General features: G+C 45.8%; 25 protein-coding genes, 1 tRNA gene and 1 pseudogene. 11 read left to right on the top strand and 16 right to left on the bottom strand.

Annotated elements, in window-relative coordinates:
- Positions 1-116 precede the first annotated feature (116 nt).
- Together ACAW75_RS22740 and ACAW75_RS22745 are read right to left on the bottom strand one after the other, a co-directional pair.
- Positions 117-1,190 carry a hypothetical protein gene (locus ACAW75_RS22740; RefSeq protein ID WP_370731066.1) on the bottom strand — a complete coding sequence of 358 codons (1,074 nt, stop codon included), beginning with the start codon at positions 1,188-1,190 and terminating at the stop codon, positions 117-119.
- The gene (locus ACAW75_RS22745) at positions 1,187-2,560 is read right to left on the bottom strand and encodes a hypothetical protein (protein ID WP_370731067.1); all 1,374 of its coding nucleotides are present in this window, start codon (positions 2,558-2,560) and stop codon (positions 1,187-1,189) included. The genes ACAW75_RS22740 and ACAW75_RS22745 overlap by 4 nt, the downstream gene beginning before the upstream one ends.
- A gap of 699 nt (positions 2,561-3,259) precedes the next feature.
- Here ACAW75_RS22745 and ACAW75_RS22750 point away from each other — a divergent pair.
- Positions 3,260-3,715: a mobile mystery protein A gene (locus ACAW75_RS22750; protein ID WP_370731068.1), complete on the top strand. Its 456-nt coding sequence runs from the start codon at positions 3,260-3,262 to the stop codon at positions 3,713-3,715.
- A gap of 157 nt (positions 3,716-3,872) precedes the next feature.
- Here the strand turns inward: ACAW75_RS22750 and ACAW75_RS22755 are convergent, their stop codons facing one another.
- The 4 genes from ACAW75_RS22755 to ACAW75_RS22770 all read right to left on the bottom strand — a co-directional run bounded on the left by ACAW75_RS22755 (position 3,873) and on the right by ACAW75_RS22770 (position 7,510).
- Entirely contained in the window at positions 3,873-4,844 is a 972-nt protein-coding gene (locus ACAW75_RS22755) for a nucleotidyl transferase AbiEii/AbiGii toxin family protein (protein ID WP_370731069.1), read from the bottom strand.
- Positions 4,841-5,566 (bottom strand): DUF6088 family protein, encoded by a 726-nt coding sequence (locus ACAW75_RS22760; RefSeq protein ID WP_370731070.1) that lies wholly within the window; start codon positions 5,564-5,566, stop codon positions 4,841-4,843. The genes ACAW75_RS22755 and ACAW75_RS22760 overlap by 4 nt, the downstream gene beginning before the upstream one ends.
- A gap of 89 nt (positions 5,567-5,655) precedes the next feature.
- The gene (locus tag ACAW75_RS22765; protein ID WP_370731071.1) at positions 5,656-6,147 is read right to left on the bottom strand and encodes a hypothetical protein; all 492 of its coding nucleotides are present in this window, start codon (positions 6,145-6,147) and stop codon (positions 5,656-5,658) included.
- A gap of 25 nt (positions 6,148-6,172) precedes the next feature.
- A complete protein-coding gene (locus tag ACAW75_RS22770; RefSeq protein WP_370731072.1) occupies positions 6,173-7,510 on the bottom strand; it encodes a radical SAM protein in 1,338 nt (445 codons plus the stop codon).
- Positions 7,511-7,848: 338 nt separating this feature from the next.
- Between ACAW75_RS22770 and ACAW75_RS22775 the strand changes: the two genes are divergently transcribed.
- From ACAW75_RS22775 to ACAW75_RS22790, 4 genes and pseudogenes are all read left to right on the top strand, one after another.
- Positions 7,849-8,253 carry a helix-turn-helix domain-containing protein gene (locus ACAW75_RS22775; protein WP_370731073.1) on the top strand — a complete coding sequence of 135 codons (405 nt, stop codon included), beginning with the start codon at positions 7,849-7,851 and terminating at the stop codon, positions 8,251-8,253.
- Positions 8,254-8,355: 102 nt separating this feature from the next.
- A complete protein-coding gene (locus ACAW75_RS22780; RefSeq protein WP_370731074.1) occupies positions 8,356-8,832 on the top strand; it encodes a hypothetical protein in 477 nt (158 codons plus the stop codon).
- 184 nt (positions 8,833-9,016) lie between these two features.
- Positions 9,017-9,742, top strand: coding sequence for a type IV toxin-antitoxin system AbiEi family antitoxin domain-containing protein (locus ACAW75_RS22785; protein ID WP_370731075.1), 726 nt, complete (start codon positions 9,017-9,019; stop codon positions 9,740-9,742).
- Positions 9,743-9,811: 69 nt separating this feature from the next.
- Positions 9,812-10,405, top strand: a pseudogene (locus ACAW75_RS22790) (nucleotidyl transferase AbiEii/AbiGii toxin family protein); the annotation flags it as partial.
- Positions 10,406-10,518: 113 nt separating this feature from the next.
- Here ACAW75_RS22790 and ACAW75_RS22795 read toward each other — a convergent pair.
- From ACAW75_RS22795 to ACAW75_RS22835, 9 genes are all read right to left on the bottom strand, one after another.
- Positions 10,519-11,169: an Nmad2 family putative nucleotide modification protein gene (locus ACAW75_RS22795; protein ID WP_370731076.1), complete on the bottom strand. Its 651-nt coding sequence runs from the start codon at positions 11,167-11,169 to the stop codon at positions 10,519-10,521.
- A gap of 5 nt (positions 11,170-11,174) precedes the next feature.
- Positions 11,175-11,669 (bottom strand): TIR domain-containing protein, encoded by a 495-nt coding sequence (locus ACAW75_RS22800; RefSeq protein ID WP_370731077.1) that lies wholly within the window; start codon positions 11,667-11,669, stop codon positions 11,175-11,177.
- A complete protein-coding gene (locus ACAW75_RS22805; RefSeq protein ID WP_370731078.1) occupies positions 11,633-12,634 on the bottom strand; it encodes a nucleotide kinase domain-containing protein in 1,002 nt (333 codons plus the stop codon). The genes ACAW75_RS22800 and ACAW75_RS22805 overlap by 37 nt, the downstream gene beginning before the upstream one ends.
- A gap of 38 nt (positions 12,635-12,672) precedes the next feature.
- A complete protein-coding gene (locus ACAW75_RS22810; protein WP_370731079.1) occupies positions 12,673-13,560 on the bottom strand; it encodes a nucleoside triphosphate pyrophosphohydrolase family protein in 888 nt (295 codons plus the stop codon).
- 16 nt (positions 13,561-13,576) lie between these two features.
- Entirely contained in the window at positions 13,577-14,065 is a 489-nt protein-coding gene (locus ACAW75_RS22815) for a TIR domain-containing protein (RefSeq protein ID WP_370731080.1), read from the bottom strand.
- Between the two features lies 1 nt (position 14,066).
- A complete protein-coding gene (locus ACAW75_RS22820; RefSeq protein WP_370731081.1) occupies positions 14,067-15,506 on the bottom strand; it encodes an SIR2 family protein in 1,440 nt (479 codons plus the stop codon).
- A gap of 58 nt (positions 15,507-15,564) precedes the next feature.
- Positions 15,565-15,807 carry a hypothetical protein gene (locus ACAW75_RS22825; RefSeq protein WP_370731082.1) on the bottom strand — a complete coding sequence of 81 codons (243 nt, stop codon included), beginning with the start codon at positions 15,805-15,807 and terminating at the stop codon, positions 15,565-15,567.
- A gap of 2 nt (positions 15,808-15,809) precedes the next feature.
- Positions 15,810-16,079: a helix-turn-helix domain-containing protein gene (locus ACAW75_RS22830; protein WP_370731083.1), complete on the bottom strand. Its 270-nt coding sequence runs from the start codon at positions 16,077-16,079 to the stop codon at positions 15,810-15,812.
- An 87-nt stretch (positions 16,080-16,166) separates the two neighbouring features.
- A complete protein-coding gene (locus tag ACAW75_RS22835; RefSeq protein ID WP_370731084.1) occupies positions 16,167-17,429 on the bottom strand; it encodes a phage integrase SAM-like domain-containing protein in 1,263 nt (420 codons plus the stop codon).
- Between the two features lie 38 nt (positions 17,430-17,467).
- Between ACAW75_RS22835 and ACAW75_RS22840 the strand changes: the two genes are divergently transcribed.
- From ACAW75_RS22840 to ACAW75_RS22860, 5 genes are all read left to right on the top strand, one after another.
- Positions 17,468-17,611: transfer RNA gene (locus ACAW75_RS22840), tRNA-Ser, on the top strand.
- Between the two features lie 200 nt (positions 17,612-17,811).
- On the top strand, positions 17,812-18,843 hold the full coding sequence (locus ACAW75_RS22845; protein ID WP_370731085.1) for a YfiM family lipoprotein: 1,032 nt from the start codon (positions 17,812-17,814) through the stop codon (positions 18,841-18,843).
- 95 nt (positions 18,844-18,938) lie between these two features.
- A complete protein-coding gene (locus ACAW75_RS22850; protein WP_370731086.1) occupies positions 18,939-21,074 on the top strand; it encodes an outer membrane protein assembly factor BamB family protein in 2,136 nt (711 codons plus the stop codon).
- 106 nt (positions 21,075-21,180) lie between these two features.
- Complete coding sequence (locus ACAW75_RS22855) at positions 21,181-22,413, top strand: acyltransferase family protein (protein WP_370731087.1); 1,233 nt, start codon at positions 21,181-21,183, stop codon at positions 22,411-22,413.
- A gap of 9 nt (positions 22,414-22,422) precedes the next feature.
- Positions 22,423-23,682, top strand: coding sequence for a hypothetical protein (locus ACAW75_RS22860; RefSeq protein ID WP_370731088.1), 1,260 nt, complete (start codon positions 22,423-22,425; stop codon positions 23,680-23,682).
- Here the strand turns inward: ACAW75_RS22860 and ACAW75_RS22865 are convergent.
- The gene (locus ACAW75_RS22865; protein ID WP_370731089.1) at positions 23,666-24,349 is read right to left on the bottom strand and encodes a M15 family metallopeptidase; all 684 of its coding nucleotides are present in this window, start codon (positions 24,347-24,349) and stop codon (positions 23,666-23,668) included. The genes ACAW75_RS22860 and ACAW75_RS22865 overlap by 17 nt on opposite strands.
- A 120-nt stretch (positions 24,350-24,469) precedes the next feature.
- Between ACAW75_RS22865 and ACAW75_RS22870 the strand changes: the two genes are divergently transcribed.
- Positions 24,470-25,705, top strand: a complete 1,236-nt coding sequence (locus ACAW75_RS22870) for a spore maturation protein (RefSeq protein ID WP_370731090.1) — start codon at positions 24,470-24,472, stop codon at positions 25,703-25,705.
- The last annotated feature ends 231 nt before the right edge of the window (positions 25,706-25,936 follow it).

Raw genomic sequence — 25,936 nt, forward strand, 5'->3', positions numbered from 1 at the left:
TCGCAATTGGCTAAATCGGTGATTGATCTGTTAGCTCAGTTGCGAGCTAATCCCAAACTCATTACTGCTTTCTTTCGCAAGAAGGAGGTAGGTTTCTTTACAGACTAATTCACGCATCAATAATCGATATTACCGTACCATTTTTTAAATTCGTTGCTATCGTCGAAACTGCTGATGCTTGAAATAATTTGCGTTTCTCCTTTATCCGTTTCTGCATTGCTAGATAAAGTTTGAATGATCTTCTTGAACGGTTCAACTATTGCCTTTCCATTGTGTGAAATGTCAGTAAAATGCAATACTCCTGCTGTCTCGACTGGATCAAGATGTTTCTTTGTTTCTTGTCTAGTATTAACTTTCCTCTGAGGTATTGTGAACAAAAGTTCATTGTTATCAACAATCAATATACTTGGTAACGATGGAATAATTGGAGTAACATACAACTCTATTATTACCTTACTTCTGTTCTGCTCTCTTAAATCTAAAATCTTTTTACAATGCGCAAAAGCCTGTTCATCACCTTCGATCATCCTTCCGTCATCAATAATACCATTGTTAGCTTTAATAGTTTTATAAATATCGTCTGGACGTTGCATGAAACGTACATACGTTATAGGTTCACCAACAGTATTATCATTTAATTTATTGGACAATAATTTTAAAATTTGATCGTAATAAGACTGCCTTTTTGTAGTAGCTATTAATGGTTCTTTAGGAGGAGAATAGTCAGCAACTATCCAAATACTTTTCTTCGCCTTGGAAACCTCTTCTAAAGAAATTCTGTATGCCTCGTCAATAAATTTTCCAGTGGGGTCATAATGATTAGGGATGAATTTAACATGAATCGGGTTATTGAGGACAAGCTCAGATTTTAATTCTTCTATTTTATTATTACTTTCAGCTATTTTATTATTACTTTCAGCCTTTATTTTTTCAATTTCAAGTTCTGTCTGCTTTATTTTACCCTCTTCTTCTAACTTTTCCTGAAAACTTCTAAATATGCTTGAAGCCGAGGCTGCAATAAACAAAATAACGAAAACAATAAATATGCCGAAAAGAATATTTATTTCTTTTGTTTTCTCTTCTTCCGCCGCTTTTATCGCGTGCTCATAAAAAATAATTAAAAATACCGACGAGATTGTTACAAAAATATGTAACAAAGGTTCGGTTAAATACTTTAAAATTTTTTTCATACCTCTCTCTTAGGGGGATTTGTAAATTTTACAGTTTTAGCGAAAACTCCTTCTCGTTCTTGGACTGATTTAAAGCGTAATTGAGTCAACTCACCTAAATGCTTACCTAATATAGTATCAAAAGAATTCTCTGATTTGATGTAGTTAAGTAGATTCGATTCACTTTTCTGAGAAAATTTAAAATACAGTGCGTCTAATTTATTTAAAGGATCTTTAATATTTGCTGCAGATTGCATTTTTCTCACTGCATCGACTGCCTCCTGAGAGCCAATTAAAGATTTTGTTTTATTTTCACCTAAATTTACTCTAGGGAGATGTAAGTGAAGGTCTCTCCACTGATTAATTATGTATCTTAAATTAAGCAATTCGGTTTCGACTAATTTAAGCGTGTAATTACTTTGTAATTCTAATTTATATTCTTCTTCATTTTTGAAAAAAGTATTTATGTACTCTGTTGATATGAGGGTGTATAAATCCCTGAATAAGTGGAAATGTATATTGACAGAATGGCTACCGCTAGTTAATCCAAGATTTTCTCTTATTTTATGATAATCATTATGAGATAGGTTATTCACTATGGGCTTTAATGATTGAACCGTTATTTTTAATAAATTGTTTGCCACTTTCAAGTGGTTGTGAGCGATCTCATATCTGCCATTTCTCATACCAACTATTGAAATTTCAATACGATTGTTTACTTCATATGTAATTAATTCGGGTATCTGATGTAGCCCGCGAAATTGTTTAAAAAAAGTATCGCCTTTTAATTTAGGATAATCAACAGCATGGGTAATGTCTGATAACCCAACAAATTCGTCATAATTAGTGTTAATCGGAATAGAATACTTTTGCATATTCTCATTCCAAATCACTAACTCATGAGATATTATTCGATAATAGTGAAAAAATATATAAAGATCGTTATTAAGCATTTTTGTTTCTAGTAGTTTAAATAAATTTATTGATTTCCTTTTTAAATATCCATTAATGGCAACGTCAAAATCTTCATAAGTTGAATTTAAAAGAATTTGAGATGAGGTAGTCGATAGGCTTTGACTACTTTCTGTAATTGAATTCCCATAAAGCATGTTGACAAGACTACTAATTTGCATAGTCAAATTATTTATGTCCTTTATCCATCCAAGTTTAATTACAGCTTTTCCGAGTTTATTATTATTAAGATCAAATATTATCCTCTCAAATAAATCATTTAGATTTTGTATACTTATTTCAAGTGACTGCAATAATATCTTAATCAAGCTCCAAGGTGAGTCTTTTCCAGTTACATATGACTTTGAGGCTCTTTCTAAATCAGGAAGTGCCTGCAAATCAGTGTACGACTCCGCTATAATTCCCTTTCTATTTTCCATTTCCGTTGAATGTGCCTCAAGTGTAATCTAAACCTGTCATTTGCTCGTTCTTTCGAAGATAACAAACTATTCGCAAGTTAAGTGTGCCTTTTTCACTATCTGTGAGGCTGATTGCTTGAACATATGCTCCTATACCCCGTTTCCCACCTGGTGGCTGTGACCGAGATGCAGATTGTGCATCGTTAATGCCGCAGTGCTTTCCTCTGCCGCTTGTAACGACCATGTGCAAATATAAAGACTGTTGGGTGTATAGATTCGACAACGGCAAGGAGTTAATCGAACCCCAAAGGATACGTCGCTTACTGAAGATATCGATTTGCTTTTGCTTAACCCTATCACTCTTGTAGTCTGCAGTTGCGGGAAAGTGGTTTCGATAAGAACACAAATTGAACGGGCTAATCCGAGAGTTAGCCTGATTTGGTCTAAAGATGTGGCGTAACTGTGGATTGTTTAGATTTAGAATCAACTTAATCACCGACTGCGTAAAATATTAAACTTACGCAGCCCCACCTAATTCGCTCTAAAGCAGGTAATTGCATTTCAAACCTGAATCTGCGTCAGAAAAGAATACTCATGTGCGATTGTACTATTGTCACATTTCAACACCATAATCAATGCTATATTTAGCATTGATTATGGTGTTTTTTATGCTATAATTGACATCAGATAATATATTTTCAATGTTACGTATTGCATAAAATGACTTACTGGGATAAAAAGCTCATTAGAGAGCAACTGGATAAACGGCTGAAAACTCAGTTTTCTGCGCTTTACACCGACATAGGCTGGATAAAGTCTATCCGTGAAGCCTTGGGCATGTCTACTCAGCAACTGGCTAAACGGGTCGGCATTGATCAGTCACGGATTTCGCGCTTAGAGCATGCTGAAATCGACGGTGATCTTAAATTATCGTCTCTGAAGAAGATAGCTGAGGGCTTTAAGATGCAGTTTGTGTATGGGTTCGTTTCAAAAGATAGCCTTGAAGAGATGGTCAAGGAGCAAGCTCGAAAAATAGCTTTGAGGCGCATGGCCAAAGTCAATCATACGATGCGTCTAGAAGAACAGGAGCTGACAAACGATGAGAAAGCGAAATCGTTTGACGATCTGGTTCAAAGAATATTGATCGAGAACCCTAAGGATTTTTGGGATCAATGAACCCCACTTTGATTACCCGCCAGGGGCAACGCCTTTAAATCCAGAAGAGGTGGATTGATTGAAACTCCAGCATATCACAACGCGTGCTGAACTTGATTGCTAGGAATAGGAGAACATTCAAGACGCACTCATTTAGTCGCTTCGCATACCAATGAGACTATGCCTTCCAGTCAACCAAAGCCAATCGGCTTTTCAGCATCTGTAGCGTAGTCAAAATCTGATCATCCGCTGGCAATGTGCCGAAAACCAGCGTTTTAAAGGTGCCATGATAGATAGCGCGTAGTTCACGCCACACATTCACGACATCGGCAAAGATCAATGCCTCAGATGGATGATGCTTAAGCCAAGCGTTATTGCTCCTAAAACTGATCCGGTCATCTGCGGCCACCTTCCTCAGCATTAGGTCAAAATCAGCGGAGTTGACAAATGATGCGATGTTGTCCTGTTGCAGTAACTGATGCAGGTCATACACATGACGAATTTTTTGCCTGAGATCATCCAACGGTGTTTGGGTATAGGAGAATCGTACCAGACTCATGATTTTTTCGCAAAACGTTCTGGTCGGGTCTAATACCGAAACCGTAAACGGAAGTAACCCGTAATCGGCGGCCAATTGCTGCTGGCCGCTTGCCTGCATCATGTCATAGACAAATGAACTGACTGTGCTGGTGGTACATGGCTCGGCTGACCCCAGCCAGCTGACCTCCAGAATAATCAAATCTCGTACTTGTCCGAACTGACCGTCAAACGCCCGCGTGTAGGCGTGTGCCGTTTTACGGATCATGCCCTTCTTGTTGGTAAGCCCTATTTGTTCGACTTCCGGCATCATGTCAGCTACGACCTGAGTAACCTGCTTCAATCGCTGCTTAAGCTGGTTAGCCGTGTCATCGGGGCTGTGCAGGACAACCAAGTCAATGTCTTCTGAAAAACGGCTGATAACCGAAAAACACTTTGCCAGGGCTGTTCCGCCCTTGAAAACAGTAACGTTTGCTACGGGGCTTGTAAAAATCTGGTACAGCGCAAACGTGACCCAATAATCTTTCTCGACATAGATTTCGGGCAACTTCAAATGTTGGGCGGTGATACTAACAGCGTCTTTGAATAGGTCTGTGTCTTCATGCAGTTTCATCGGATGTTCCAGTTAGCAGCCGTTGGCAAACAGGTTGGAGCAACGCCTATGTCGAATTGGGTCAGCGGGTTGAGGCTATCCCGCAGCACGGCAAGGCGACTGAGTTTATTTACATTTTCTAAAATTGCCCCGACCAAGGCCCGGACGCGTGGCGGATAAGCTAAAGCGTAGTCGGTCAGTTGCTGTATTTCGCGGTCATTTAACTTTGCGATGCGGCTTTGAATGACGGTAATGGCCTCATTAACAATTACGTCCGGTATCTGTTTCAAATCTTTTATCGCGTCTAAGAAACCCAGCATTTGGTAGTTGTCTTCCGTGACATCGACATAGCTTTTGACGGGGGTAGCTTTTATGGCTCCGGTATTGATGGTGATGCGCTTATCGCGGCTGGCAATCTGGATGACGGCTGGCACTTGAGTTGTCAAACCTAACTGATTATAAAGCGCGTTGCCCGTGATATAAGCGATGCGTTTGCCTTGGTGGTACAAATAGGGTTTTAAAATCTGTTGCTCGTCGGGCCGCTTTTCGCCAAAAACAGTCTGTTTAGGCTTGTAGAATTTGCCCTTCGAGAGTTTCTGAATCAGCCCTTTCTTTTGCAGCCGTTCCAAGGCTTTGGCAGCAGATGAGAAATCGTGCCGAGAAATCGACAGATCGGCATAGCCAAAGCTTGTGGCTTCTTGGAATTTTTCAATTTGCCGGGTGATGGTCTCAGAGACAGTCATAGTCTCACAAGATTATCGTAAAACCGGATAATTGTCAAGTTTATTGTGCAAAAAACTTGACAATTTTATGCCCGGTGTTGCCGACGAATTTAGGATTGAACTGAAAGATGCCTGGCAAACCACGTCAAGTCCCGTTCAAGCGCAATTTTATAGTCGTAGATATCACGACCCTCTACCCTCAACGTGATCGGTGTTAGTTGCATCTTAACCCGATAAACATAAGCTGCGCTGTCTGTTTCGTCAAAGATGGCTTCAAACACAGTCAGGGCTGAATTTGGCAGGATGACCTTTTCCACAGAATTGTCTCCTGAACTGTGGCTATACGCTTTCGGATCAAGATCAAGACAATCTTGAATGCTGGAATATATATTATCACCCATTTTGAACAATATCCGGTCGATAATGAGCGGGCCTAGCCCGTTGTTCAAAATCTGTACAGCCACATAGTCTTTACGATCTATCAGAAAGATTTGACCCAATGGCTTGAGCGATTTTTCATTATGGACGCGCTGTAGATAAAGTTGGTAGAAGGTTGCCAGCAAAGCCAGCAGAGAAATGATAATCGAAACAATGATGGACAAGTAAATCCTCCCCCGCTGGTCAATGTCACTGCATCATCTGGTATTCACGCAGCAATTGCAATCGCTCTTTTGCCTGGAGGTCGTAGATCAGAGGGATGAACTGATGATAGAGGCTGCATTGCGGATCTTTGCCATCGACGCGATAGACGGGGCAGCCACTGGTGCACACCGATTTGTAACGACAGGTCTGGCAGTCCGTCGAGCGTGGGCCTTCATAATGACTGACAGCCTGAATCATATCGACCAAATCCAAGCCCTCATCAAAGATTGAATGCGCCTGTTTGGCGGTGTCGCCGACATGGGTATGGCAGTAATTGACCGTACCATCGACATAGACGGCCCCGCCGGAGAAACCCGACGCGCAGGTCTGAAACCCTAATTCATTAGGCTTGAGGTCGCAGAATTGATGCCGTTGCGAGAACCGCCATCCTTCTTCGATTGCCTCAAACATGATGGCGTAGGCTTCAGTCAGGTAGTGATCGAGAAGCCCGGCATCAATCGCCTCGCCTTTGACAATCGAGTAGCGAAACGGAATATCGATGTCGATTAGGTAGCGGGTCAAGTCGGGTAATCCCACCAGATTGGCGTTGGTAATGATGGTGCTAGTCGAGACTGGAATGTTGTTTGCCAGTAATGTTCTTAGATTAGCATCCACCCGGTCGAACGTACCAACGCCGGGCCGCAGCGACCGGGTGGCATCATGGTAGGCCCCCTCCCCATCCAGCGATACGCCAAAGCTAATGTGCTGTGCTTTGGCGAAGGCAATAATGTCGTCGTTGACGATCGTCAGGTTAGTCAAAAACGAGATATCCAGCCCACAGTCGACTTCGGCCAGCCTCTCCCGGACTTGAGGAATGAAGGCTTGCCAGGCTTTGAACTGCGTGAGCGGTTCACCACCGGCCAGCCGAAGTTTGACCGAGGCAAGGCCACGCCGCTGCACGGTTTCTATCAGCTTGTGCAATAGCTGTTGCTGCACGGCGGCACTCATGCCGCCACTAGTATTGAGTGTCCCGATATAACAATAGCCACAAGACAGATTGCAACGGTTGGTGGTGTGTATCCAGAAATTGAGCGAACTTACCAGGTCCGGCTTTGTCGGCTGGCTGAACTGATCATCAAACCGGATCAGTTCGGTTTGAGCCAATAGCCTGAAAAAGCCGTCTACCATGTCCGGCGCAAGGCCAAACCCTTCCGCCAGTACTGCCGTATCGGTCTGGCTGTCAACAGCATTCAATAATTCATATTGCGCCTGGTTCAGGAGCCGGAGAGAATGCGAATGGGCGCAATTGACTGCGTAGAAATAGCCGTCCTCAACGGGCCGTAATAGCAGATGAGGGGATTTTATGGGTGTGGCGGTCATCATAACATAAGTGAGTGGGTGAACTGCCACAATTGCAGTCGTCGGTCACTAAAACTGTACTGGCACAGTCGCAATCTGAACGGAATGCGGTTGGCGCACTTGAGCAATCACAATTGGAATTGACCGATGAGGCAATAAGCTGGCTCTGGCCGAGATGATGTTGCAGAAAGGCCAAATCATCGAAAAGCAGAGAGGTATTGAGCGAAGTTGTCATTGTCCAGCGTATTAGCGTTGTGAGGCTAAAACTACTGGCTCTGAACGGCTTGGCTGCGCTGGTAGGCCTTGTATCGCACAAGCCGACAGCTTGTTTTTTACCACGCTGAATTGGATTAGCTTTGTGTATGGAGAACACGCCGCCACCAACCGTACATCACGGTCGTAATGTCAAGCGCATTCGCGAGATGTTGGGGATCAAACAGGAGTTTTTGGCAAGCTCGCTCGGGTTAAGCCAACAAGCTGTTTCTCAGTTAGAACAAAAGGAAACATTGGACCAAGCGGCTCTACAAAAGGTGTCGAAAGCCCTAGGTGTATCAGAAGCAGCTATTGAAAACTTTACGGAAGATTCTATCGTCCAAATTTTCTCAAATACATACCATGATCATGCAGCATCTGTTCAGTATAATTTCAATCCGATTGAGAAAATAGTTGAATTATATGATCAGAAGATCGCGCTTTATGAACGCATGCTCGCATTAGAGCAAGAGAAAAATGAGTTGTTGCAGAAATTGCTAACCGCTAAAGGGTAAAGACTGCCAATCAGTTACTACTTACGTCCAAGCTCTCGGCAATCTGTATAAAAATAAGCCTAGAAGCTAAAAATTTGTAATCCACGCAGACTGTATTGAGCAATGTCATACAGCGACCTCTTAGCCCAGCAAGACAAAGAGCTGGAACAGCTTCATCAGCGGTTTTATGCCGATCAGGCCATGATCAGAAAACTGCAAGGCGATCATTTCGACCAGACGCGCTATGATGGGCAACTAGAACGGCTGCAAGCCGATTTCGAGCGTCAGCGCGATGCGATGCAAACCCGTTTCGAGCAAGAGCAAAGAACTCACCTCAACGAGCCTGATCTGCCGCAAGTCGAGAAAAAGCCGGATATCTCAGAGAGCCAGGACAAGGCCGTTGTGATGATGCAAAACTATAAAAAGCAACAGGCGAACCGAGAACAGAAAAATCAGGAGCCACCACAACCGGGCAAACCACTACAAGCCTCCCCGCCGTCAGCCAGTAATCCCAAAGATGAGGACATCAAGAAAATGATGGAGGAGACCAAAAAACGCCGCCAATCCTGGCAATATAAGCGGGGTGGTCATAAGCGGTAAGTGCGGTAAGTGTTACGCAACAGGTCGTTGCGCTATATCAAACGGAGGCGTTTATATGCTGCTTTTGTGGAAAATAACAAAACGGGCATATAAACTGAAGGCGTACCTGTTGCAGCATGCTTGACAAGCAAGTCTTTATAGTGCATTCCTCTTTTATGCTATATTTAGCAGAAAAAGGAAATGTATGAACCTCATCGCCTTTCAGCAAGCCTTTCGTAATAGTGGTGTGATCGAACTCCACGAGGTTCAGAAAGCCTTTCCGAACTTCCATGTGCGTCGTTTAAGCGACTGGCAAGAGAAAGACTATATCCAAAAGATCATCAACCGGTTTTACCGCTGGACGGATCAACCCGTAACAGAACAATCTGCGTTCTATACGGCCAATAGGATTTATCGGGATTCTTATATTTCGCTTTGGTCAGCTCTGAGCCATTACGGGCTGATCCCAGAGGGGGTCTATCGAACCTATTCGGTCTCGACCCAAAAGACTAAGTCTTTTGAGACACCGTTAGGGGAGATGATTTATAAACACGTCAAACCTGCCTTGTTTTTCGGCTATCGCATCGAGCGATGGGAGAATAAACCCATTTTGATAGCCGAGCCGGAAAAGGCCATCTTAGATACGCTTTATCTCAATCCACAGTGGCGCGACAGGGCTGATATTGACGGGTTGCGCCTCAACTGGTCCGTTTTGGCTGACATTGCACAAACGGCTATTATCGAGGAATATGCAGCCTTATATGGCGATCAGCGGGTAACCGCCTTGTCTCAATATATTATTCAGCAGATGACAATGCTTAGCCTGCCATCCATTCAGACGTCTTTTCCAAGCCATGTGCAACAGGCCAAGCGGTTTATGCTGCGCGAATATTTACAATGCCGGATACTGGAAATTCTGTTCAACCAGTGATTTTCGCAATCAGTTTGCGTTTCTAGGGGGTACGTGCCTGCGGCTCATCCATGATATCAGCGGTTTTCGGAAGATTTGGATTTTGACAATTTCAACATCACCGCTGAACAGTTTGATCAGGTATCAGCCGTCATCGCAGAAGGGTTAAAGCTCCAGGGCTATACCGTCGAGTTTAAAACCATCAATAAAGGAGCGTATCATTGCTACATACGTTTTCCGAAAATGCTGTTTCAGCATGGGCTATCGGGCTACGAACAAGAGAAGATTCTAATTCAACTGGATACGGAAGCGCAAGAGTTCGACTTTAAACCAGACACCGTATTACTCAACCGGTTCGACACGATTGTCCAAATTTTTACGACACCCCTTGACATCATCCTGGCACAGAAATTCTACGCCATCCTCAACCGCCCACGCAACAAAGGCCGTGATTTCTTTGATGTTGTGTTTCTCCTTGGTCGTGGCATCAAGCCGGATTACCGTTACCTCGCCCAAAAAGTAGGAGTAGAAGACGCCGTAACGTTGAAAGAACGGCTGCTAGATCACTGTGAAACGTTGGAAATGGACGATATGGCGAAAGATGTAGAACCATTTCTATTCTACAAAGCGGATCGCAATAAGGTAATTCTATTTGCAGATGTCTTGAGACAAGCTGTACTGTAACGAATTGCCATCCATCCCTGATCAAACCAAATTAATTCTTAATAACTAAGGAGGAAGTTGGTTTAACAAGAAGGTTCACAGTCCCATTTTAGAAACTGATAAAATGAAAAAGATCATTTTTTTGACACACGATTAGTTGCTACTGAGTAATGCGCATGACTATGATCAAAGTTAAAAGGATCTGCTAACACACAATTATGAGATCCCTTAAACTCACTTTCTAGCCAAGAAACTAGGTCTAAAGCTGGATCGATATCAAAAACCCGATGACCGATAGCATTCTTATAATTAAGTGCAGATAAAAGGTTTTGTGGAATAACCGGCGCGGAACTGCCAAAGTAGAAAAAATAATTTGATACTAATATGTTTCGAGATTTTGTGTCCCTGGTCAGATTGTATTGATTTATAGTTCCATCTTCCATACTGTGATGGGAGTGAGCTTGCTGCCATGTATTGTCATTATTCAGAAAATAAATATTGTCGCCTAACATCATTTTTTTACTTCCATTACGCACCGGCTTTTTATCATTGAACTCCTCTGATAGCCAGTACTCATTGAAAGTCATTTTTCGAGTTACTTTCATCGCAAAAATACAACGACCAGAAGCTTTCAGCTTGCTACCACCGAGACCAAAAATCCAATCCCCTATTTTAGCAGTGCTTCTAATGCCAGGCTTACAAGTAGCAAGTGTACATACCCCATGAAATGGATTTGGTGCAAAACCAAAATCGCGATCAACTACGTAGATATAAACTCTTGGCATAAAAATCAACAATTGGATGAAGTACCCTTATTAGGTGCAGGCCGAGTACTGCCATCAGAAGATTGAAAAATATTCTTTCCATCTATTGCGTCCATAATGCTATCGGTATTCCATTTTACGATTGCTGAACTGTACTTTTCTAAACTAGGTGGCACATCTACTTCAGTACCACCACGCAAATAAACGCCCACAATTCTCTTACCTTGTTCATTCGCTTTATCAATTTCCCAATTAACCCAAGGCCTACTGTGAGTATCTTTCCCTATTAAGACAACGACTGTACCCGCCCAAGAAATCTTCATTCTTAGAATGCGCTCAATAACCTTATTGCTTACCTTCTTTTCATCCATACGCCTTTGGTTTTCAGGCTTCATACGAACAGAGCTGTTTCTAACATCAAAGCCACGCCCAGAAAGAAGTTTTGTTAGATTAGATACTTGTTCATCATCTTTATGATGATGACTTATAAAAAAATGCCTGCGTTTGCTCTCGTTTGACATGTCTTGTCTAATTTATCGTTTAAATTCCATTTAGGCGGAAAGAACAACGCAACAGGTGCTTTCGCCAACAAGTATTTTTGCTTTATTCTTGATTTTCCTGATGCTGCATTAAGATCTGGATTAGTTACCCTGAGATATTTGTCAACTTCGCAGAAAAGATTCTGACAGTCAATTAGTTGAAGAGTTCTTCCCCATAAAGTAGGCAGAGGTAAGCCAAGTCTTTTACATTCATTTTCTTGATTATCAGCCATCATTTTAATTATATCTTCGTAGCTATAATCACCAAGAGTAGAAAAACACTTCAAGATACCGTTTTTCGCTCCTGGCCCCGCAACAACAAAATCCATTTCCGAAAAATTTGTTATTGAGCTGTAGTTAAGATCAATCGTGTATTGAAATGCAAGGAAGCTACCAAATGATGGATATGATAACAATATGTTATAAACTCCCTCAAGAGATTTACTTTCAGTTATCTTATCAAAGACTCTGTCATCCATCATCTTAGCTAATAGAGCCAAGTGATTTGTATGCTTATACTTGAAGCCAAATACATTACCCGCTGAAGGCATGATGTAAGCAGCTGAATATATTGTCTGCTTATTTGCCATACGGGCTGTTAATAGATTGTCATAATCGTTTACTGAAAAGTTTCTTGAAGATATGTTTCCTAGTTCTTTATCAAGATAGTTATAAGTCTCAATTTTATTGAAAATTTTAAAAAGTAGTGTTTTAAAGAAAACCTCTTGTGCATCATGGTCCTTAGAGTACTGGAGGCTTATTAAATATTGGCTGACCCTATCTGAAGCTCTAAAAATATTGGTAAATCTATTATCTCTGATTACCGGATCATTGGTCCAGGGACCAAATGGATCTGTTAAACGTCTAGTAAATACTTCGTTTCTATCAACCGCAAACTTCCAATATGCTTCGTACACATTAGACTTCTGAGGCTTAGATAATTTCACAAAATGAGTTCGCATTGTAAAATGTAAAAATTGTAAGGCTATCTGCCTAAGTATTTTAATTGGCGCGCTTTAGGTGAAACCAAAACTTTGCCGCCTTTACTATCGACCACTTGATGAAATACTTTATAAGATTCAACAATCGTTTTCTCCCACTGATAAGAACTCACTGCTGCGACCTCCAAGTCTACTACCAACTGCTTAACAGTATTAAGAAGTTCAGTATCAATCCGATCACTAGACTTTAGCATTTTATTGCCTTTCGCATAGTTGTAAATTATTAATGTAACAGCCTCTTCAGCCACTTGTGGCCTACCTCTATCTTCTGTTTCTAATGCTAGTGCATCACTCCTTCTTTTAAGTTGCATTAAACTTCTCAACACTGGCGACCAACCTAGGTATGCTATATATCCTAAGTGAAATACATCGTGATAGCGATAATTATTTGGTTTCTTTGAATTATCTGTCAAAGTATCCCCCAAATCTATTTGTTCTCCTGATGCCTCTTTTTCCCATACCATCTTAACAGTTGAAAAATATTCTCCTTGCTCTTCTATAAAGTTAATGACAAAATTGTCAGGAAATTTTTCTTCATATTTCTCATCAAATCTAGGAATATTTAATAAATCAAGCTCTTCGAAGCGATCATGGGTTTTTAATAAATTAACTTCAGCGATCTCTTCCAAAGAAATGTTATAATGTGATGCTATTGCGGATATATACCATAATACATCTCCTAGCTCTTCCTTTAATTTGTCTTCAAAGCTACCAAAACCAACGCCGTCACGAATTGATTTCTTTAAAGTTGTTAAAACTGAACCCGCCTCTCCTGCCAATCCTAAATAGCCTAGAAAGTAATTTTCTTGATCCTTAGAATTGTAAGTTTGAACTGTTGATTTTGATTTATTCTGATACTCGTCTAGTGTCATAACATTATGTTTAAAATTACCGTCCTACTAATTGAGCAGCTGTTTCAACCCAATTGTTAATGTTATTGCGTCCATCATCGTTTATCCAATGGTAAGTTAAATATGCACTATAGCGGATTAACTCTATACCATTCTGGTCAAAGGCATTGTTCAATGGGTTTGTACTTGGTAGGTCTACTTGATGACTCATAGTTTTCATACCATTCATATTGACTGCAATAATGCCCCTTTTTTCTTTATGAGCCTTCTCCAGCTCATACTTAACCCAAGGCCGTAGATGCGTTTCAAGTCCAAAACACAAAATCACAACTGAGGTACCTTCCATGTTGCTATCGATCCATTTCTTTATCGCAATTGGGCCAGTTCTTTCAATTGATTCCCATTCTGATTTTGGCAAAAACGGCGTTTTTATAAAATGTTGAGTAATGCTATTACACTCTCTTATTTGAGAAACACGATGAGAATCTCTCTCATAGTGAAAACTAAAAAACACTTTACGTGCCATTCTATTTTCCGTTTATGATTTTAATAATTTCCAAAACTGTTTTTATATGATCTTTTAGGGTCTTTGTTGGGTCTCCTAAAGATAAGTAGTACGGTTCTATGTTTCTTAAACTTGGATAATACGTATCGAAATTATTTTTAACTTCCTCCCATAAGTTATGAGAAACACTGCCGGTAACACCAACTGCAATTGGCAACACACCTTGAGATATAGCAATATCGAATTCTTTCTTTACACCATCTGCTAAAACAATATTCCCAGAAGATCGATCAATCTTATTGCCGAAAACAAAGATAGATATGCCTGCAAAAGAGATCATTCTCTGCCTATATTCATGCCATAGTTCTGGTAAATCCTTACTTCCCGTTTTGACTTGAGGGAATGGTCTCATTATTAACTGATCCTCGTTATATTTTTTGGGTGAGCTATAAATAGCTTCTAAAGCACCGTTAATTACAGCACTTCCTATACCAAGTCCAAAGCCATTTACTACGGAGTACTTCTGTTTAATCAGGTCTTTGCTTAAGCTGTGAACGAATTCCAAGGATTCTTGCTCTGTATATGGTGTATAATCAGCAGCACTCCCAGAGATGAATACAGTATTCTGCTTAAACCTCTTTTCGATTTCCAACAGGATATCTGTTATTTCTGAATATTCTTCAACAGCTACAGTTTGAATCTGAAACCGCTTTAAATCAGAGATCATTAACGATTGTCTGCGCGTTGCGTAATCATGTTCAGCGTCATCCTTGAAATCTCGTCTGTTAACTTTTCTGATAATACAATAATGTGGACGTGAGTTACTGTCTAAAAACAACTTTACGCGGCTTAAAACATAATCAAGGTTCGGGTCTGTAAAGCTAAAACCTAAGAAAAGAAAGGTTTTTGATATTAAATCTGAGCTGAGAGTAGTTATAAAACCTTCATGTTTTCGATGATATTGCTCATAGTCATCTTTCGTTAATATCGCGTGCTGAGGATGTTTTGCATCGCCATGCATCTTGTAAACCACTGCTTCCCTTTTATAGAGAGGATTGGCTAACTGAGAAGGTGTATGTTTTACATCTACTCGTTTTGCGGATTCCTCTAGAGAGTCTTCTAAGAGAGAATCGTAGTTGGTCGTCCAAAAAGTACGTATTGGAAGTCTCGCCAAGATCTTGTGATTTTCTGTTAGTTCAGCTTTCTCGGTAAACTCTTCAATAATCTTTTGATTTAATCGACCTCTTCCACCTCTTTCATTGACGTGGAACTGCGCTAGCGAAATAAGATCAGACTCTTTATCTATTTCTAAATCAAGATCTTGAGCGATCTCTCGCAAAAGACCTCGCCAATCTACGTATCCTGCCCCCACTGATAACCCTGCCCCTGCGAAAATTGCAGCATCACCGTTTATTAAATGTTTTAAATAGTCATTTATAAAACTTTCTTGTTGGGTTGTCATTCTAGAGTTTTTAAGTTTGATTTAGGAATTTATTTTCTAATTTAGAAATGTCCTAACGTTATCGTCTTTTCTTTACCGCTACTCTCTGCTTGGTCCGAATAGCTTTTATCTCGGCCATTAGTGTTTCGCGTTGATGCTGTTCCTTGCCTTGCTGCATGGCTCTGGTGTAGTCATTAGTCGTATTGCCAGCTTGCTGTGCCTGTAAGAGCTTGTTGAGTAGTTCCGGCTCATGCTTCGATAGCTGGTAGCCATGATTGAAACCCTTTAAAAACTCTGGTGATGGTTCGTCTTCGTCAGTCATGGCTAGAAGGTGCTTTTGGCGTGACGGTTCAAGTACGCCTCGATTGAATCAGTGTCGTACAAAATGATCTTCTTCTCTGGCTGGGTAAAACGGATGCTGCCCTCATCACGCAGCTTCTGCAATGTGGTCTTGCTTTGAATGCGCAAGCGTTGCATAGCCTCGCTGCCGGAAATCCACTTATCGTCTCGGACGTTCTGTTGCTGCTGAATACGCTCTACCACCTTGTCAATCAAGGCGTAAAACGCATCGTCTTGGAGGCATATTACTTCCATTAGGAGGGACGCGGCTTAGCCGCGCTAAGGTGTGGCAGACCATAGCAAGGTAGCGATTCTTTGCAAAATTCAAAAGTACGAATCTGGTTACTTCGGTTTACGCGTGGGTGATTTTGGTTTCGCTGGCTTCTGCTTTTTATCGTCGTCCATGTTCAGCACTGCATCCAACGCATCATCAGTCTGCTGGGTGGTAAAGTTCGATTGATAACCCATCGTGGTCAGGATACTGCTATGCCGGTAGAGTTTTTGCAGGATTTGCACGGGGATCTTATCACTCGCCACTTGAGCAAAGGAGTGACGAGCCAAATGCATCGTCAGCTTCTTGTCGATTTTAGCCGCTGGAGCCACTTGGTTTTTGAGGCATTTATCAATCGCACTCGTCTTGAAGGCAATCGTGCGCTGGGTGATAAACTTATCATCAAAATCGACGCCCTTCAACTCTGGAAACACCAAATCAGCTTTATTCTGCTGAAAGGCTTTGTAGTGGTCGATGATCTTGATCGCCTTCTCCGGTATTTTGAGAGAGCCGCTTTTGTCATTCTTACCCATCGCATAGTGCAGCCGGTCATTCTGAAAGTCGCTCCACCGTAAACGTAATACATCGCTCACACGCATACCGGCAAAATAGTAAGAGAATAGCCACAGATTACGGGCGTGGTTGGCCGGTTCAGTTAAGGCCACTGTTTCCAAGCTTTTGATCTCTTCGGCGTTCAATCCCACCTTGCTGGATTCAGGAAACTTGATTTTCATCTTGCCTTTGCCAAACAGATAATACTTGCCATCAATCACGCCATCTTTGATAGCATGGCTGAAGACGGAGCGCACCATTACAATGTGATTGACAGCAGATCGTTCGGAATGATTGTGCTTGGTTTGCAGATACGCTTTAAACCGTTCCAGCATCGCAACAGTCATGTCCTGGAAGGCCAGGTCATTTTTGATGAACTCTTTGAAGTGTTTCACCCGTGGCTTGTCGGCCGTGTACTGGTTGTATTTTCCGGCCTCTTTCAAGCGTTGCAGATAGAGGTCCGCTTGCGCAAAGAAAGTCGATCCGGCTGCTGGTTTGATCTTCTGCTTGACGGCTCCCGGCGAGACGTAAGTTTTCTGCGTTTCAAGCTCTAACGAGTGGTCGTTAGCCTCGGAAAGCTTCTTGAGAATAAAGTTATTGAGCCGGGCGGCATTGGGGTGCGACTTCTTGACGCGTTGCTGGGATTCGTCCCAATCATCGACGCTGATATGATACCCCAGATAAATAAAAGATGACTTACGGTCTTTCGTGATGCGCAAAGTCAGCGGCAACAAGCCATCTTTGTTCGGTTTCTTGCGCAGAACAAGCTTAACAACAGCCATTTAGCCTCCGAAGTTGGTACAACAATGGTACAACAAATGGTGGTTTGACTTGGTTTTAGCTGGTTTGATATATTTGCTAATGCGCTGATAATCAGTGTGATTGATACATATCGAACCATATCAAACCAGCTAAAAGAGGACTGAAAATCCTTGTGTCGGCGGTTCGATTCCGTCCATCACCACCGCGAAGAGTTCTTCGTAGAAAGCCTTCTCTAATCAGGGAAGGCTTTTTTGTTGGTATCCAGTGATACGAGTGGTTTTGCGCGGTAGTATGCATGCATACCATTTTTAATGAGTGGCAAATATACGGTTTCCCCCATTGTGGGCAAGGCAGAAATTCGGGTAATTTTGACCATCTGCTTTCTCATCTGACTGCGTTCCAATGCTCGTTTTTACACGTCTGCTTTTCTCGGTCAGTTACCTGATTGGCTGTCTACACACAGCAGCAGTCGGGCAACCAACCGCCTGCGAGTCGGCCACCGATAGCCTGCTAAACCCGCCCGTCAGTTACCAAGTAGCACAGAACCAGGTAAGTACCGATTCGATCACTGTCATTGGCTCGTCGGGCCAGGTACGTTCCGACAGGCTGACCCGGCCTGATACGCTCCTGAGGTCAACCCGACGGGCGCGTACTGGCCTGTTGCTCGGCTCGTCGGTATTGTCGCTGGGCGCTACATTCGTTTATCTGGAGAAAAAGTGGTGGAGTGAAGGGTATACCAACTTCCACTTCGACGATGGCCGTGATTTTCGGTACGCCAGTAACGTAGATAAACTAGGGCATTTGCTGGGTGGAATTTTCACCGCCGACGTGTACTACGGCGGTTTTCGATGGGCAGGGATGCCGCAACGGCGGGCCGAATGGTGTGCGGTAGGGGCCGCTGCATTTGTGCAGCTAAGTATTGAGTTCAAAGATGGTTTCTCGCCACGTTATGGATTTAGCTGGGCCGATGTAACAGTGGGTACGTTGGGCGGTTTTTGGCCTATGTTGCAAAATCACTCGCCGTTTTTCAAGGATAGTCAGGTTAAATTCAGCTATTGGCAGCGTACCAATAAATACTTCGACCATCGAGGTATAAAAACGCAGGCCTTCTCCATTGACGATTACATCAATCAGGCGTACTGGTTTTCATTTTCACCGACATACATCTTCGGACCATCGCTCCGGCAGAAGTGGCCCGACTGGCTTCAGGTCTCAGTAGGCTTTGGGCTGGACGCAACTACCTGGAGCCCAACGCGTAATGGGGAGGGAGGGCTATGGGAAGTGTATCTGGCGCCAGACATTAATTTGGTAAAGCTATTCAAGCCACGGAAACCGTGGGTCAGATCGGTGCTACACGTGTTGAGCTACATCAAAGTACCCATGCCTACCCTACAGGTGGCGCCTACACCGCGCTTATGGGGACTCTATTTTTGAGCTGTAGCTGGTAACCTGAAGCTGAAGCCGGGCGATATTCTGTTTCAAGCTACTTATCAGGCTATATATTTGGGGAATAGTACAAATCGATCCATATGAACCGTGTATTTCTAGGCTTGACTGCCCTTACACTAACCCTGCTGGGCCTGCTTTTCCTGCCCGCCCTCACGCCCGCTAACCCCGATAATGGCGACTGGGCTGATTACCTGGGTGGGCCCGACCGGGCGCATTATTCGCCGCTGACGCAGATTACGCCCGAGAATGTGCAGAAGCTACGGGTGGCCTGGACGTACAGTGCACCAGACAGCGGGCAGATGCAGTGCAACACAATCATCGTCAATGGGGTGTTGTATGGCGTTACAGCCACGGTACAGGCCTTTGCGCTCGACGCGGCCACCGGACGGGAGCTTTGGCGGTTTGGCGATGCGCTGAAAGCCTGGCACAGTACCAGCCGGGGCGTAGCGTTCTGGCAAAACCCCGAAAAAACAGATCAACGTATTCTGTACACGCTGGGCAGCAACCTGTATGCGCTGGATGCCAGAACAGGAAAGCCTGTGCCAACCTTTGGTGCGGGGGGGCACGTTGATCTGCACACGGGGCTAGGCCCGGAGAACAGCGAGAAATTTATTATCTCGAACACACCCGGCACGATTGCCGGCAACCTGATCATCATGCCCGTTCGCGTGTCGGAGGAGGCGGGTGCAGCGCCGGGGCATGTTCGGGCGTTTGATGTGCAGACGGGCAAGCTGGTCTGGACGTTCCACACCATCCCGCACCCCAGCGAAGTGGGTTATGACACCTGGCCGAAAGACGCCTATAAGAATCCGAACATTGGCGCGGCTAACTGCTGGGCGGGAATGGCCTACGACCCGAAGCGGCAGATCGTGTTCGTACCGACTGGCTCGGCCAGCTTCGATTTTTACGGTGGCAATCGCAAGGGGACGAACCTCTTTGCCAACTGCCTGCTGGCCCTCGACGCCCGCACCGGTAAACGATTGTGGCACTTCCAGTTCATGCACCACGACATCTGGGATCGTGATTTGCCCGCGCCACCCACGCTGTTGACCATCCGTCGGAACGGTCAGCCGATCGATGTGGTGGCGCAGACGACCAAGACGGGATACGTCTACGTGTTTGATCGCACCACCGGTAAGTCGATCTTCCCGATTCGGGAAACACCCATGCGGCCGTCAGAGATGCCTGGTGAGTCGGCCTGGCCCACGCAGCCCATTCCCACGTTGCCCGCGCCTTTTGCCCGGCAAACATTGACCGCTACCCAGTTGAATTCATACTCGGTAGATAAAGATTCGATCACGACCCTGTTTAACACGATTGACCATCGCCCGTGGTCGCCGATTAATCAGACCACAGGTACGTTGCTTTTTCCGGGCTGTGACGGCGGGGCAGAATGGGGCGGGTCTGCCGCCGATCCGAACGGAACCCTCTATGTAAATGCCAATGAAATGGCCTGGATATTTAAGCTACGCGCTGCGCCTAAGCAAGATGAACTGGCACACCTGAGCCCCGGTCAGCGGGTATATACGGTGAACTGCCAGACCTGCCACGGCCCTGAGCGGAAAGGCAACCCGAAAAGTGGTTATCCGTCGCTGGTCGACATTGGAGACCGACGCGATAGGGCATACGTTTCGCAGATTGTAAATGGCGGAAAAGGGATGATGCCGGGCTTCACGCAGCTTTCCGGCGACGAAAAACAGGCACTGCTGGCCTTTTTGTTTGATCAGGAAAAGAAAGAGGTCAGCGCCTACCCAACGTTGGCGAAAAGAGGGACAAAAGAACCGGAGCAACCCTACAAAATCACCGGCTATAATCGCTTTGTAGATAGCCAGGGGCTGCCTGCCATTGCGCCACCCTGGGGAACCCTCACGGCTATTGACCTGAACACAGGCCAACACCGCTGGCAAGTGCCGCTTGGCGACATAAAGGCTATTTCGGCTAAACATGGAGGCGTACCTACCGGCACGGAAAACTACGGCGGTCCGGCGGTAACGGCTAGCGGGCTGTTGTTTATCGCTGCCACAAAAGATGAACAGTTTCGGGCGTTTGATACAAAAACGGGTAAAGTGGTGTGGCAAACTACCTTGCCTGCGGCTGGGCATGCCACACCAAGCATTTATCAGGTGGCTGGTAAACAGTATGTTGTCATTGCCTGTGGCGGTGGAAAGCTGGGTACGAAAAGAGGAAATCAGTACGTCGCGTTTGCGTTGCCCTAAGGCCGCTTAGGTAACTACGGGCTGAAAAGTCAGTCTAATGCACACCGGTCTGGGTAGGTTAGCGTAGTTTTGTGTGGTCCCGAAGCGGGCTCTGGTATCTGGTTCTATGACTCAAGCGTCTAACCCTATCTATTTTAAGGGCTTTAATGGAGTACGATTCATCGCTGCGTCGGCGGTGATTGTGCACCATATTGAAGAATACAAATCGGTTTTTCTGTTTGGTCGGGAAGACCTCTGGGCGCGGCCATTTGCCTACCAGCTGGGGCGGCTGGGTGTGTCGCTGTTTTTTGTGCTGAGTGGTTTTCTGATCACGTACCTACTGCTGGCCGAAAAGCAGAAGACGGGCCGAATTGCCATTCGTAAATTCTACATCAGACGGGTACTGCGTATCTGGCCACTTTATTTTCTGGTTGTGGGTCTAGGGCTACTGGTATGGCCACTGATCCCGATGCTGCATACGCCGGCCATGCTGGGCGATGTATCTGACCAGTTTGGGTTGAAGCTGCTGTTCTACGGCCTGGTGCTGCCCAATTTTGCGCTGGCGTTGTTTGGCAACGTACCCATGGTGTCGCACGCCTGGTCTATTGGCGTAGAAGAGCAGTTTTACCTCATGTGGCCGTGGCTGGTACTGAGTAACAATCCGAAGCGAACGCTGAAAATCGTGCTGGGTGTGGTTGGGCTGCTGGCGCTCTGGTTTCTTTACGAGCGTTTTGTGGCGCGCCCTGCCTACCTGGGCGACGATCCGGAGCGGTCGCCGTTTATTGTGCTGGCCTTTTTTATGGCCCAGTTCCGCATTGGCTGCATGGCTATTGGCGGGGTTGGTGCCTGGCTGCTTTTTTCACGCCATCGGGTATTGCAGCCTATTTTCCAGCGGAACGTGCAAATTGCAGTATACAGCGTGCTGGCCCTTTGCTTTGTGTTCAGCGTTCGGGTACCGGGTTTCAACTATGAGTTTTACGCCCTTTTCTTTTGCTTCATGCTGCTGAATCTGGCGGGTAATCCGGCTTCGCTGGTCAAGCTCGATCACCCCGTTACGCGGTTCATGGGCGATATTTCGTATGGCCTCTACATGTATCACCCGCTCCTGATTACGTTGTGTATGAACGGCCTGTTACGGCTGTGGCCGGGCTTGCCCGTTACAGGCAACAGCGCCGATTTTTCCTTTATGGCGTTGTTGTACATGGGTAGCTTTGCCCTGACAACGCTGGTTGCCTGGTTGTCCTATACTTATTTTGAAAAGCCATTCTTGTCGCTGAAAGACCGGTTCGCCGTTGTAGCGTCCAGTCGTCGACCCGCCGAACAACCTGCTCCTCCGGCTCCCACACCGCTGGCCCCCTAACTGTATCCCATGCTTATTCTGCTTGTAAAAGGTATTTCTTCGCTGTTGCTGACACTGGCCATTGGTTTGTTGCTTTGGCAACGTACCCGTGTAGAGCAAGTATTGAGCACGAAGCAAGCGCCCTGGCTTACCTTGTTTTTTGTCTTTTTCCGGCTGTTGCCTTTCCTGGGTACGTATGTCGTTCTGGGTTTCGAGCCGCAGTCGGATGTGCAGTGTTTCTATCCCATCGTTGCGTCGGCAACGCGGCTGGAGATTCCCTATGTGGGCGCGTACAATGCCTACAGCCCGTTTTTTGGCTACCTGCTGGCTATTCCACTGGCCATTTATGACAACATCCGGGTTATCGTGCTGACGTTGCTGCTGCTGGAGACAGTGACCGTCTGGCTAACGCAACGCATTTATTTGCCTCAGCTGAACCAGGGCGAACGGCTGTTTCGCTGCCTCATTTATTACCTGTTGCCCGTTTCGTTCATTTTCGCCGTGTTCAGCGGTCAGGAAGATATTCTGGTCTGGGGGGCGGCATTGGCGGGTGTCTGGCTATGGCAAACCCGGCAGAACGCCTTTCTGGGTGGTGTGGCCCTGGGCATAGGGCTGTTGCTCACCAAAGCCACATTCGTGCTGCTCCTGATTCCGCTGTTTCTGCTCACCCGTCGTAAAGTATCGTTCGTGGCTGGGGCGGCTGTGGTTGGTTTACCCGTATTGGTGTGGCTATACCTGACTACAGGTACGTTGTTTATGGATCAGCCCCTGCATGAAGGCGACTACCTGAAAGCACCCAACTGGCGCTCGGTGCTGAATCCGGTATTGGCTGGTCATGTCACGCTCAACGGTAATCTCGGCAAATGGATCACGCTGGCTATGCTGCTCGTGGTGATTGGCCTGGCTACGCTTTGGGTGCGCAAGCGTGATGCCCTGACAGGCTACCTGCCCCTGCTCTACATCGCCATTTTTGCGGCCATGAGTGTGTTGCAGCAAAATGCCATTACCGTTTACGCCTTCGCGTTTATGCTGCCGCTGGTCTTTTGCCTGACCAACCTGCGCGACAAAACGGAAGTCGTTATTCTGCTCATCTTCAATCTGTTGGCTGCCAATCACCCCTCTGTGTGGTGGCGGATGAAGCAACCGTACTACACGTTCAGTTCCTTCTCGAATCCGCTGTATCTGGCCGAATATGTGATGGAATGGGTAATCATCGCCGGCTTCGTCTGGTGTGTCTGGCTGGCTATTCGTCAGTTACGGCGTGGCCCCATCGCTACTCTATCCGCTTAAACTGTTGTTTGGCCTGGCGGCGCGACAGGGCGTTGAAATGCCACCATTCGTACTCGATAGGCATAAACCCCCCCGCCTGCATCGCCTGCCGCAGCAGCCGTCGGTTATCGACCTGCTGTTTCGTTAGCTGACCCGCTTTGAGCAACTGCGCCTCCTGCTTCGGGTAGGCTTTGACCCCGAAGAAATCGTAGGGAGTGCCCATGTCCAGGGCATGCCCGTCGTCGGTAGAAAGGGTAAGGTCAACGGCGCAGCCGTAGCTATGGATAGAGCCTTCGCGGGGGTCGGCCACGTAGGTACGTCGCTGCCGTTCTGCATACTGAGGCAGCGCCTTCCATAGTTTCCACTGGGCCGCCTGAGGTCGGGCGGCATCGTAAATGAGCAGGCGCAGATCGGGCCGACGGGTCTGTAACCATTGGCTGGCCGCAGCCAGTTTTCGGGCGGCCATGGGTTGCAGGTAGGCCCGCGTCAGATCGCCATATACGTCCTGTTTCACAAAGTTGTCTGTCGTTGAATACTTCAGGTCGACCAATAGGCCCGGGTCAACCGTTTGTACATTCACAAGCCCCTGTTTCTGCATAGAAGCGTCGGTTTGGGCGAAGAGTGAAAAAGTGAACGAGTGAATGAGCGAAAGGGTGACTGCCTGGAGGCGAATGAATCGGAGCTTCATCGGGCTGGTTGCTTGTTAGTATTTGCGGTCGTAAACTTACAGTGAAAGGGAATGCCGCCCGACTTGGTCCCGCAGCGGCGAATCGCTCTTTCACTCATTCGCTTTTCACTCCTTCACCACATGGCCCTCAACTACATCTGGGTAGCTTTTTTTCTGATTGCCTTCCTTGTCGCGCTCGCCAAACTGATTTTTCTGGGCGATACTGAAATCTTTAAACTCCTGGTCGAAGGGCTATTCGATTCGTCGAAAGTGGCCGTCATAGACATTGCCCTGCCACTAGCCGGGGTCATGACTTTCTTTCTGGGCCTGCTCAATATTGCCGAAAAAATAGGCGCCATTACTGCCATTGCGCGGGTTATCGGGCCTTTTTTCAATAAGCTATTCCCCGAAGTCCCCAAAGATCACCCTGCCAACGGGCAAATGATCATGAATTTTTCGGCCAATATGCTCGGCCTCGACAATGCCGCGACGCCCTTTGGGCTGAAGGCCATGGAGAGCCTGCAGGAGTTGAACCCCGATAAAGAAACGGCCTCCAACGCGCAGATCATGTTCCTGGTGTTGCACACATCGGGCCTCACCATTATTCCGCTTGGCATCATGGCGCAGCGGGCCATTCTGGGTGCTGCCGACCCGTCAGATATCTTCATTCCCTGCCTCATAGGTACGTATGTGGCCACCGTAGCCAGCATTCTGATTGTTGGCATCAAACAGCGTCTCAATCTGTTCAATACGACCGTGATGGGCGGTATTCTTGGCGTCAGTGCGGTGTTAGGGCTGGGGTTATGGGGATTAGCTGGCTTACCAAAAGAACGGCTTGAGGTGGTCTCGAAACTAGTTGGTAACCTGTTGCTGATGAGCATCATCGTAACGTTTTTACTTGGCGCTATCCGGAAAAAGATTGACGTCTTTAGCACGTTTATCGACGGCGCAAAGGCTGGGTTTGACACCTCGGTGCGCATCATCCCTTACCTGGTTGGCATGCTGGTGGCCATCGGGGCTTTTCGCAATTCGGGTGCGATGGACTATGTGGTAGGGGGCATGAAATACGTAATCAGCCTGACGGGTGTGAACACCGATTTTACCGACGCGCTGCCCGTGGCCCTGATGCGGCCCCTGAGCGGCAGTGCCTCCCGCGCCCTGATGATCGACGCCATGAAGCAGTTTGGCCCCGATTCGTTCGTGGGGCGCCTGAGTTGTATTTTCCAGGGCGCCGCCGACACCACATTCTACATCGTGGCCCTGTATTTCGGGTCGGTTGGCATCAAAAAAACGCGTTATGCCATCGTAGCCGGGCTGGTGGCCGACTTCATCGGCGTCATGGCCGGTATCGCGCTGGGGTATTTCTTCTTTCACTAATCAGGTACCTTGGATATAGGACAACTTACCGGCTGAACCGGTATGCCAGCATTTGGTAAGCCCTCATTTTATTCATCATGCTGACAGCGGTTAAAGGCACCTACAGCAACGGCCGAATCATTCTGCACGAAAGACCGCCCGTTGAGGAAGAAACAGAAGTAGTTGTCTACCTTTTTGGAGAAGATACCTCAGTCAGGTAAACGTCGTAAAGCAGGTTCCCTGACTGGCTGG

The sequence above is a fragment of the Fibrella arboris genome (assembly GCF_041321095.1).
GTDB lineage: Bacteria > Bacteroidota > Bacteroidia > Cytophagales > Spirosomataceae > Fibrella > Fibrella arboris.

Excerpts from the sequence above, each read along its gene's own strand:
- ACAW75_RS22870 (WP_370731090.1), top strand. The coding sequence starts at position 24,470 with ATGGCCCTCAACTACATCTGGGTAGCTTTTTTTCTGATTGCCTTCCTT.
- ACAW75_RS22845 (WP_370731085.1), top strand. The coding sequence starts at position 17,812 with ATGCTCGTTTTTACACGTCTGCTTTTCTCGGTCAGTTACCTGATTGGC.
- ACAW75_RS22795 (WP_370731076.1), bottom strand. The coding sequence starts at position 11,169 with ATGCCAAGAGTTTATATCTACGTAGTTGATCGCGATTTTGGTTTTGCA.
- ACAW75_RS22860 (WP_370731088.1), top strand. The coding sequence starts at position 22,423 with ATGCTTATTCTGCTTGTAAAAGGTATTTCTTCGCTGTTGCTGACACTG.
- ACAW75_RS22825 (WP_370731082.1), bottom strand. The coding sequence starts at position 15,807 with ATGACTGACGAAGACGAACCATCACCAGAGTTTTTAAAGGGTTTCAAT.
- ACAW75_RS22755 (WP_370731069.1), bottom strand. The coding sequence starts at position 4,844 with ATGAAACTGCATGAAGACACAGACCTATTCAAAGACGCTGTTAGTATC.
- ACAW75_RS22855 (WP_370731087.1), top strand. The coding sequence starts at position 21,181 with ATGACTCAAGCGTCTAACCCTATCTATTTTAAGGGCTTTAATGGAGTA.
- ACAW75_RS22775 (WP_370731073.1), top strand. The coding sequence starts at position 7,849 with ATGGAGAACACGCCGCCACCAACCGTACATCACGGTCGTAATGTCAAG.
- ACAW75_RS22750 (WP_370731068.1), top strand. The coding sequence starts at position 3,260 with ATGACTTACTGGGATAAAAAGCTCATTAGAGAGCAACTGGATAAACGG.
- ACAW75_RS22850 (WP_370731086.1), top strand. The coding sequence starts at position 18,939 with ATGAACCGTGTATTTCTAGGCTTGACTGCCCTTACACTAACCCTGCTG.
- ACAW75_RS22740 (WP_370731066.1), bottom strand. The coding sequence starts at position 1,190 with ATGAAAAAAATTTTAAAGTATTTAACCGAACCTTTGTTACATATTTTT.
- ACAW75_RS22865 (WP_370731089.1), bottom strand. The coding sequence starts at position 24,349 with ATGAAGCTCCGATTCATTCGCCTCCAGGCAGTCACCCTTTCGCTCATT.
- ACAW75_RS22830 (WP_370731083.1), bottom strand. The coding sequence starts at position 16,079 with ATGGAAGTAATATGCCTCCAAGACGATGCGTTTTACGCCTTGATTGAC.
- ACAW75_RS22780 (WP_370731074.1), top strand. The coding sequence starts at position 8,356 with ATGTCATACAGCGACCTCTTAGCCCAGCAAGACAAAGAGCTGGAACAG.
- ACAW75_RS22815 (WP_370731080.1), bottom strand. The coding sequence starts at position 14,065 with ATGGCACGTAAAGTGTTTTTTAGTTTTCACTATGAGAGAGATTCTCAT.
- ACAW75_RS22820 (WP_370731081.1), bottom strand. The coding sequence starts at position 15,506 with ATGACAACCCAACAAGAAAGTTTTATAAATGACTATTTAAAACATTTA.
- ACAW75_RS22760 (WP_370731070.1), bottom strand. The coding sequence starts at position 5,566 with ATGACTGTCTCTGAGACCATCACCCGGCAAATTGAAAAATTCCAAGAA.
- ACAW75_RS22835 (WP_370731084.1), bottom strand. The coding sequence starts at position 17,429 with ATGGCTGTTGTTAAGCTTGTTCTGCGCAAGAAACCGAACAAAGATGGC.
- ACAW75_RS22785 (WP_370731075.1), top strand. The coding sequence starts at position 9,017 with ATGAACCTCATCGCCTTTCAGCAAGCCTTTCGTAATAGTGGTGTGATC.
- ACAW75_RS22745 (WP_370731067.1), bottom strand. The coding sequence starts at position 2,560 with ATGGAAAATAGAAAGGGAATTATAGCGGAGTCGTACACTGATTTGCAG.
- ACAW75_RS22800 (WP_370731077.1), bottom strand. The coding sequence starts at position 11,669 with ATGTCAAACGAGAGCAAACGCAGGCATTTTTTTATAAGTCATCATCAT.
- ACAW75_RS22810 (WP_370731079.1), bottom strand. The coding sequence starts at position 13,560 with ATGACACTAGACGAGTATCAGAATAAATCAAAATCAACAGTTCAAACT.
- ACAW75_RS22770 (WP_370731072.1), bottom strand. The coding sequence starts at position 7,510 with ATGATGACCGCCACACCCATAAAATCCCCTCATCTGCTATTACGGCCC.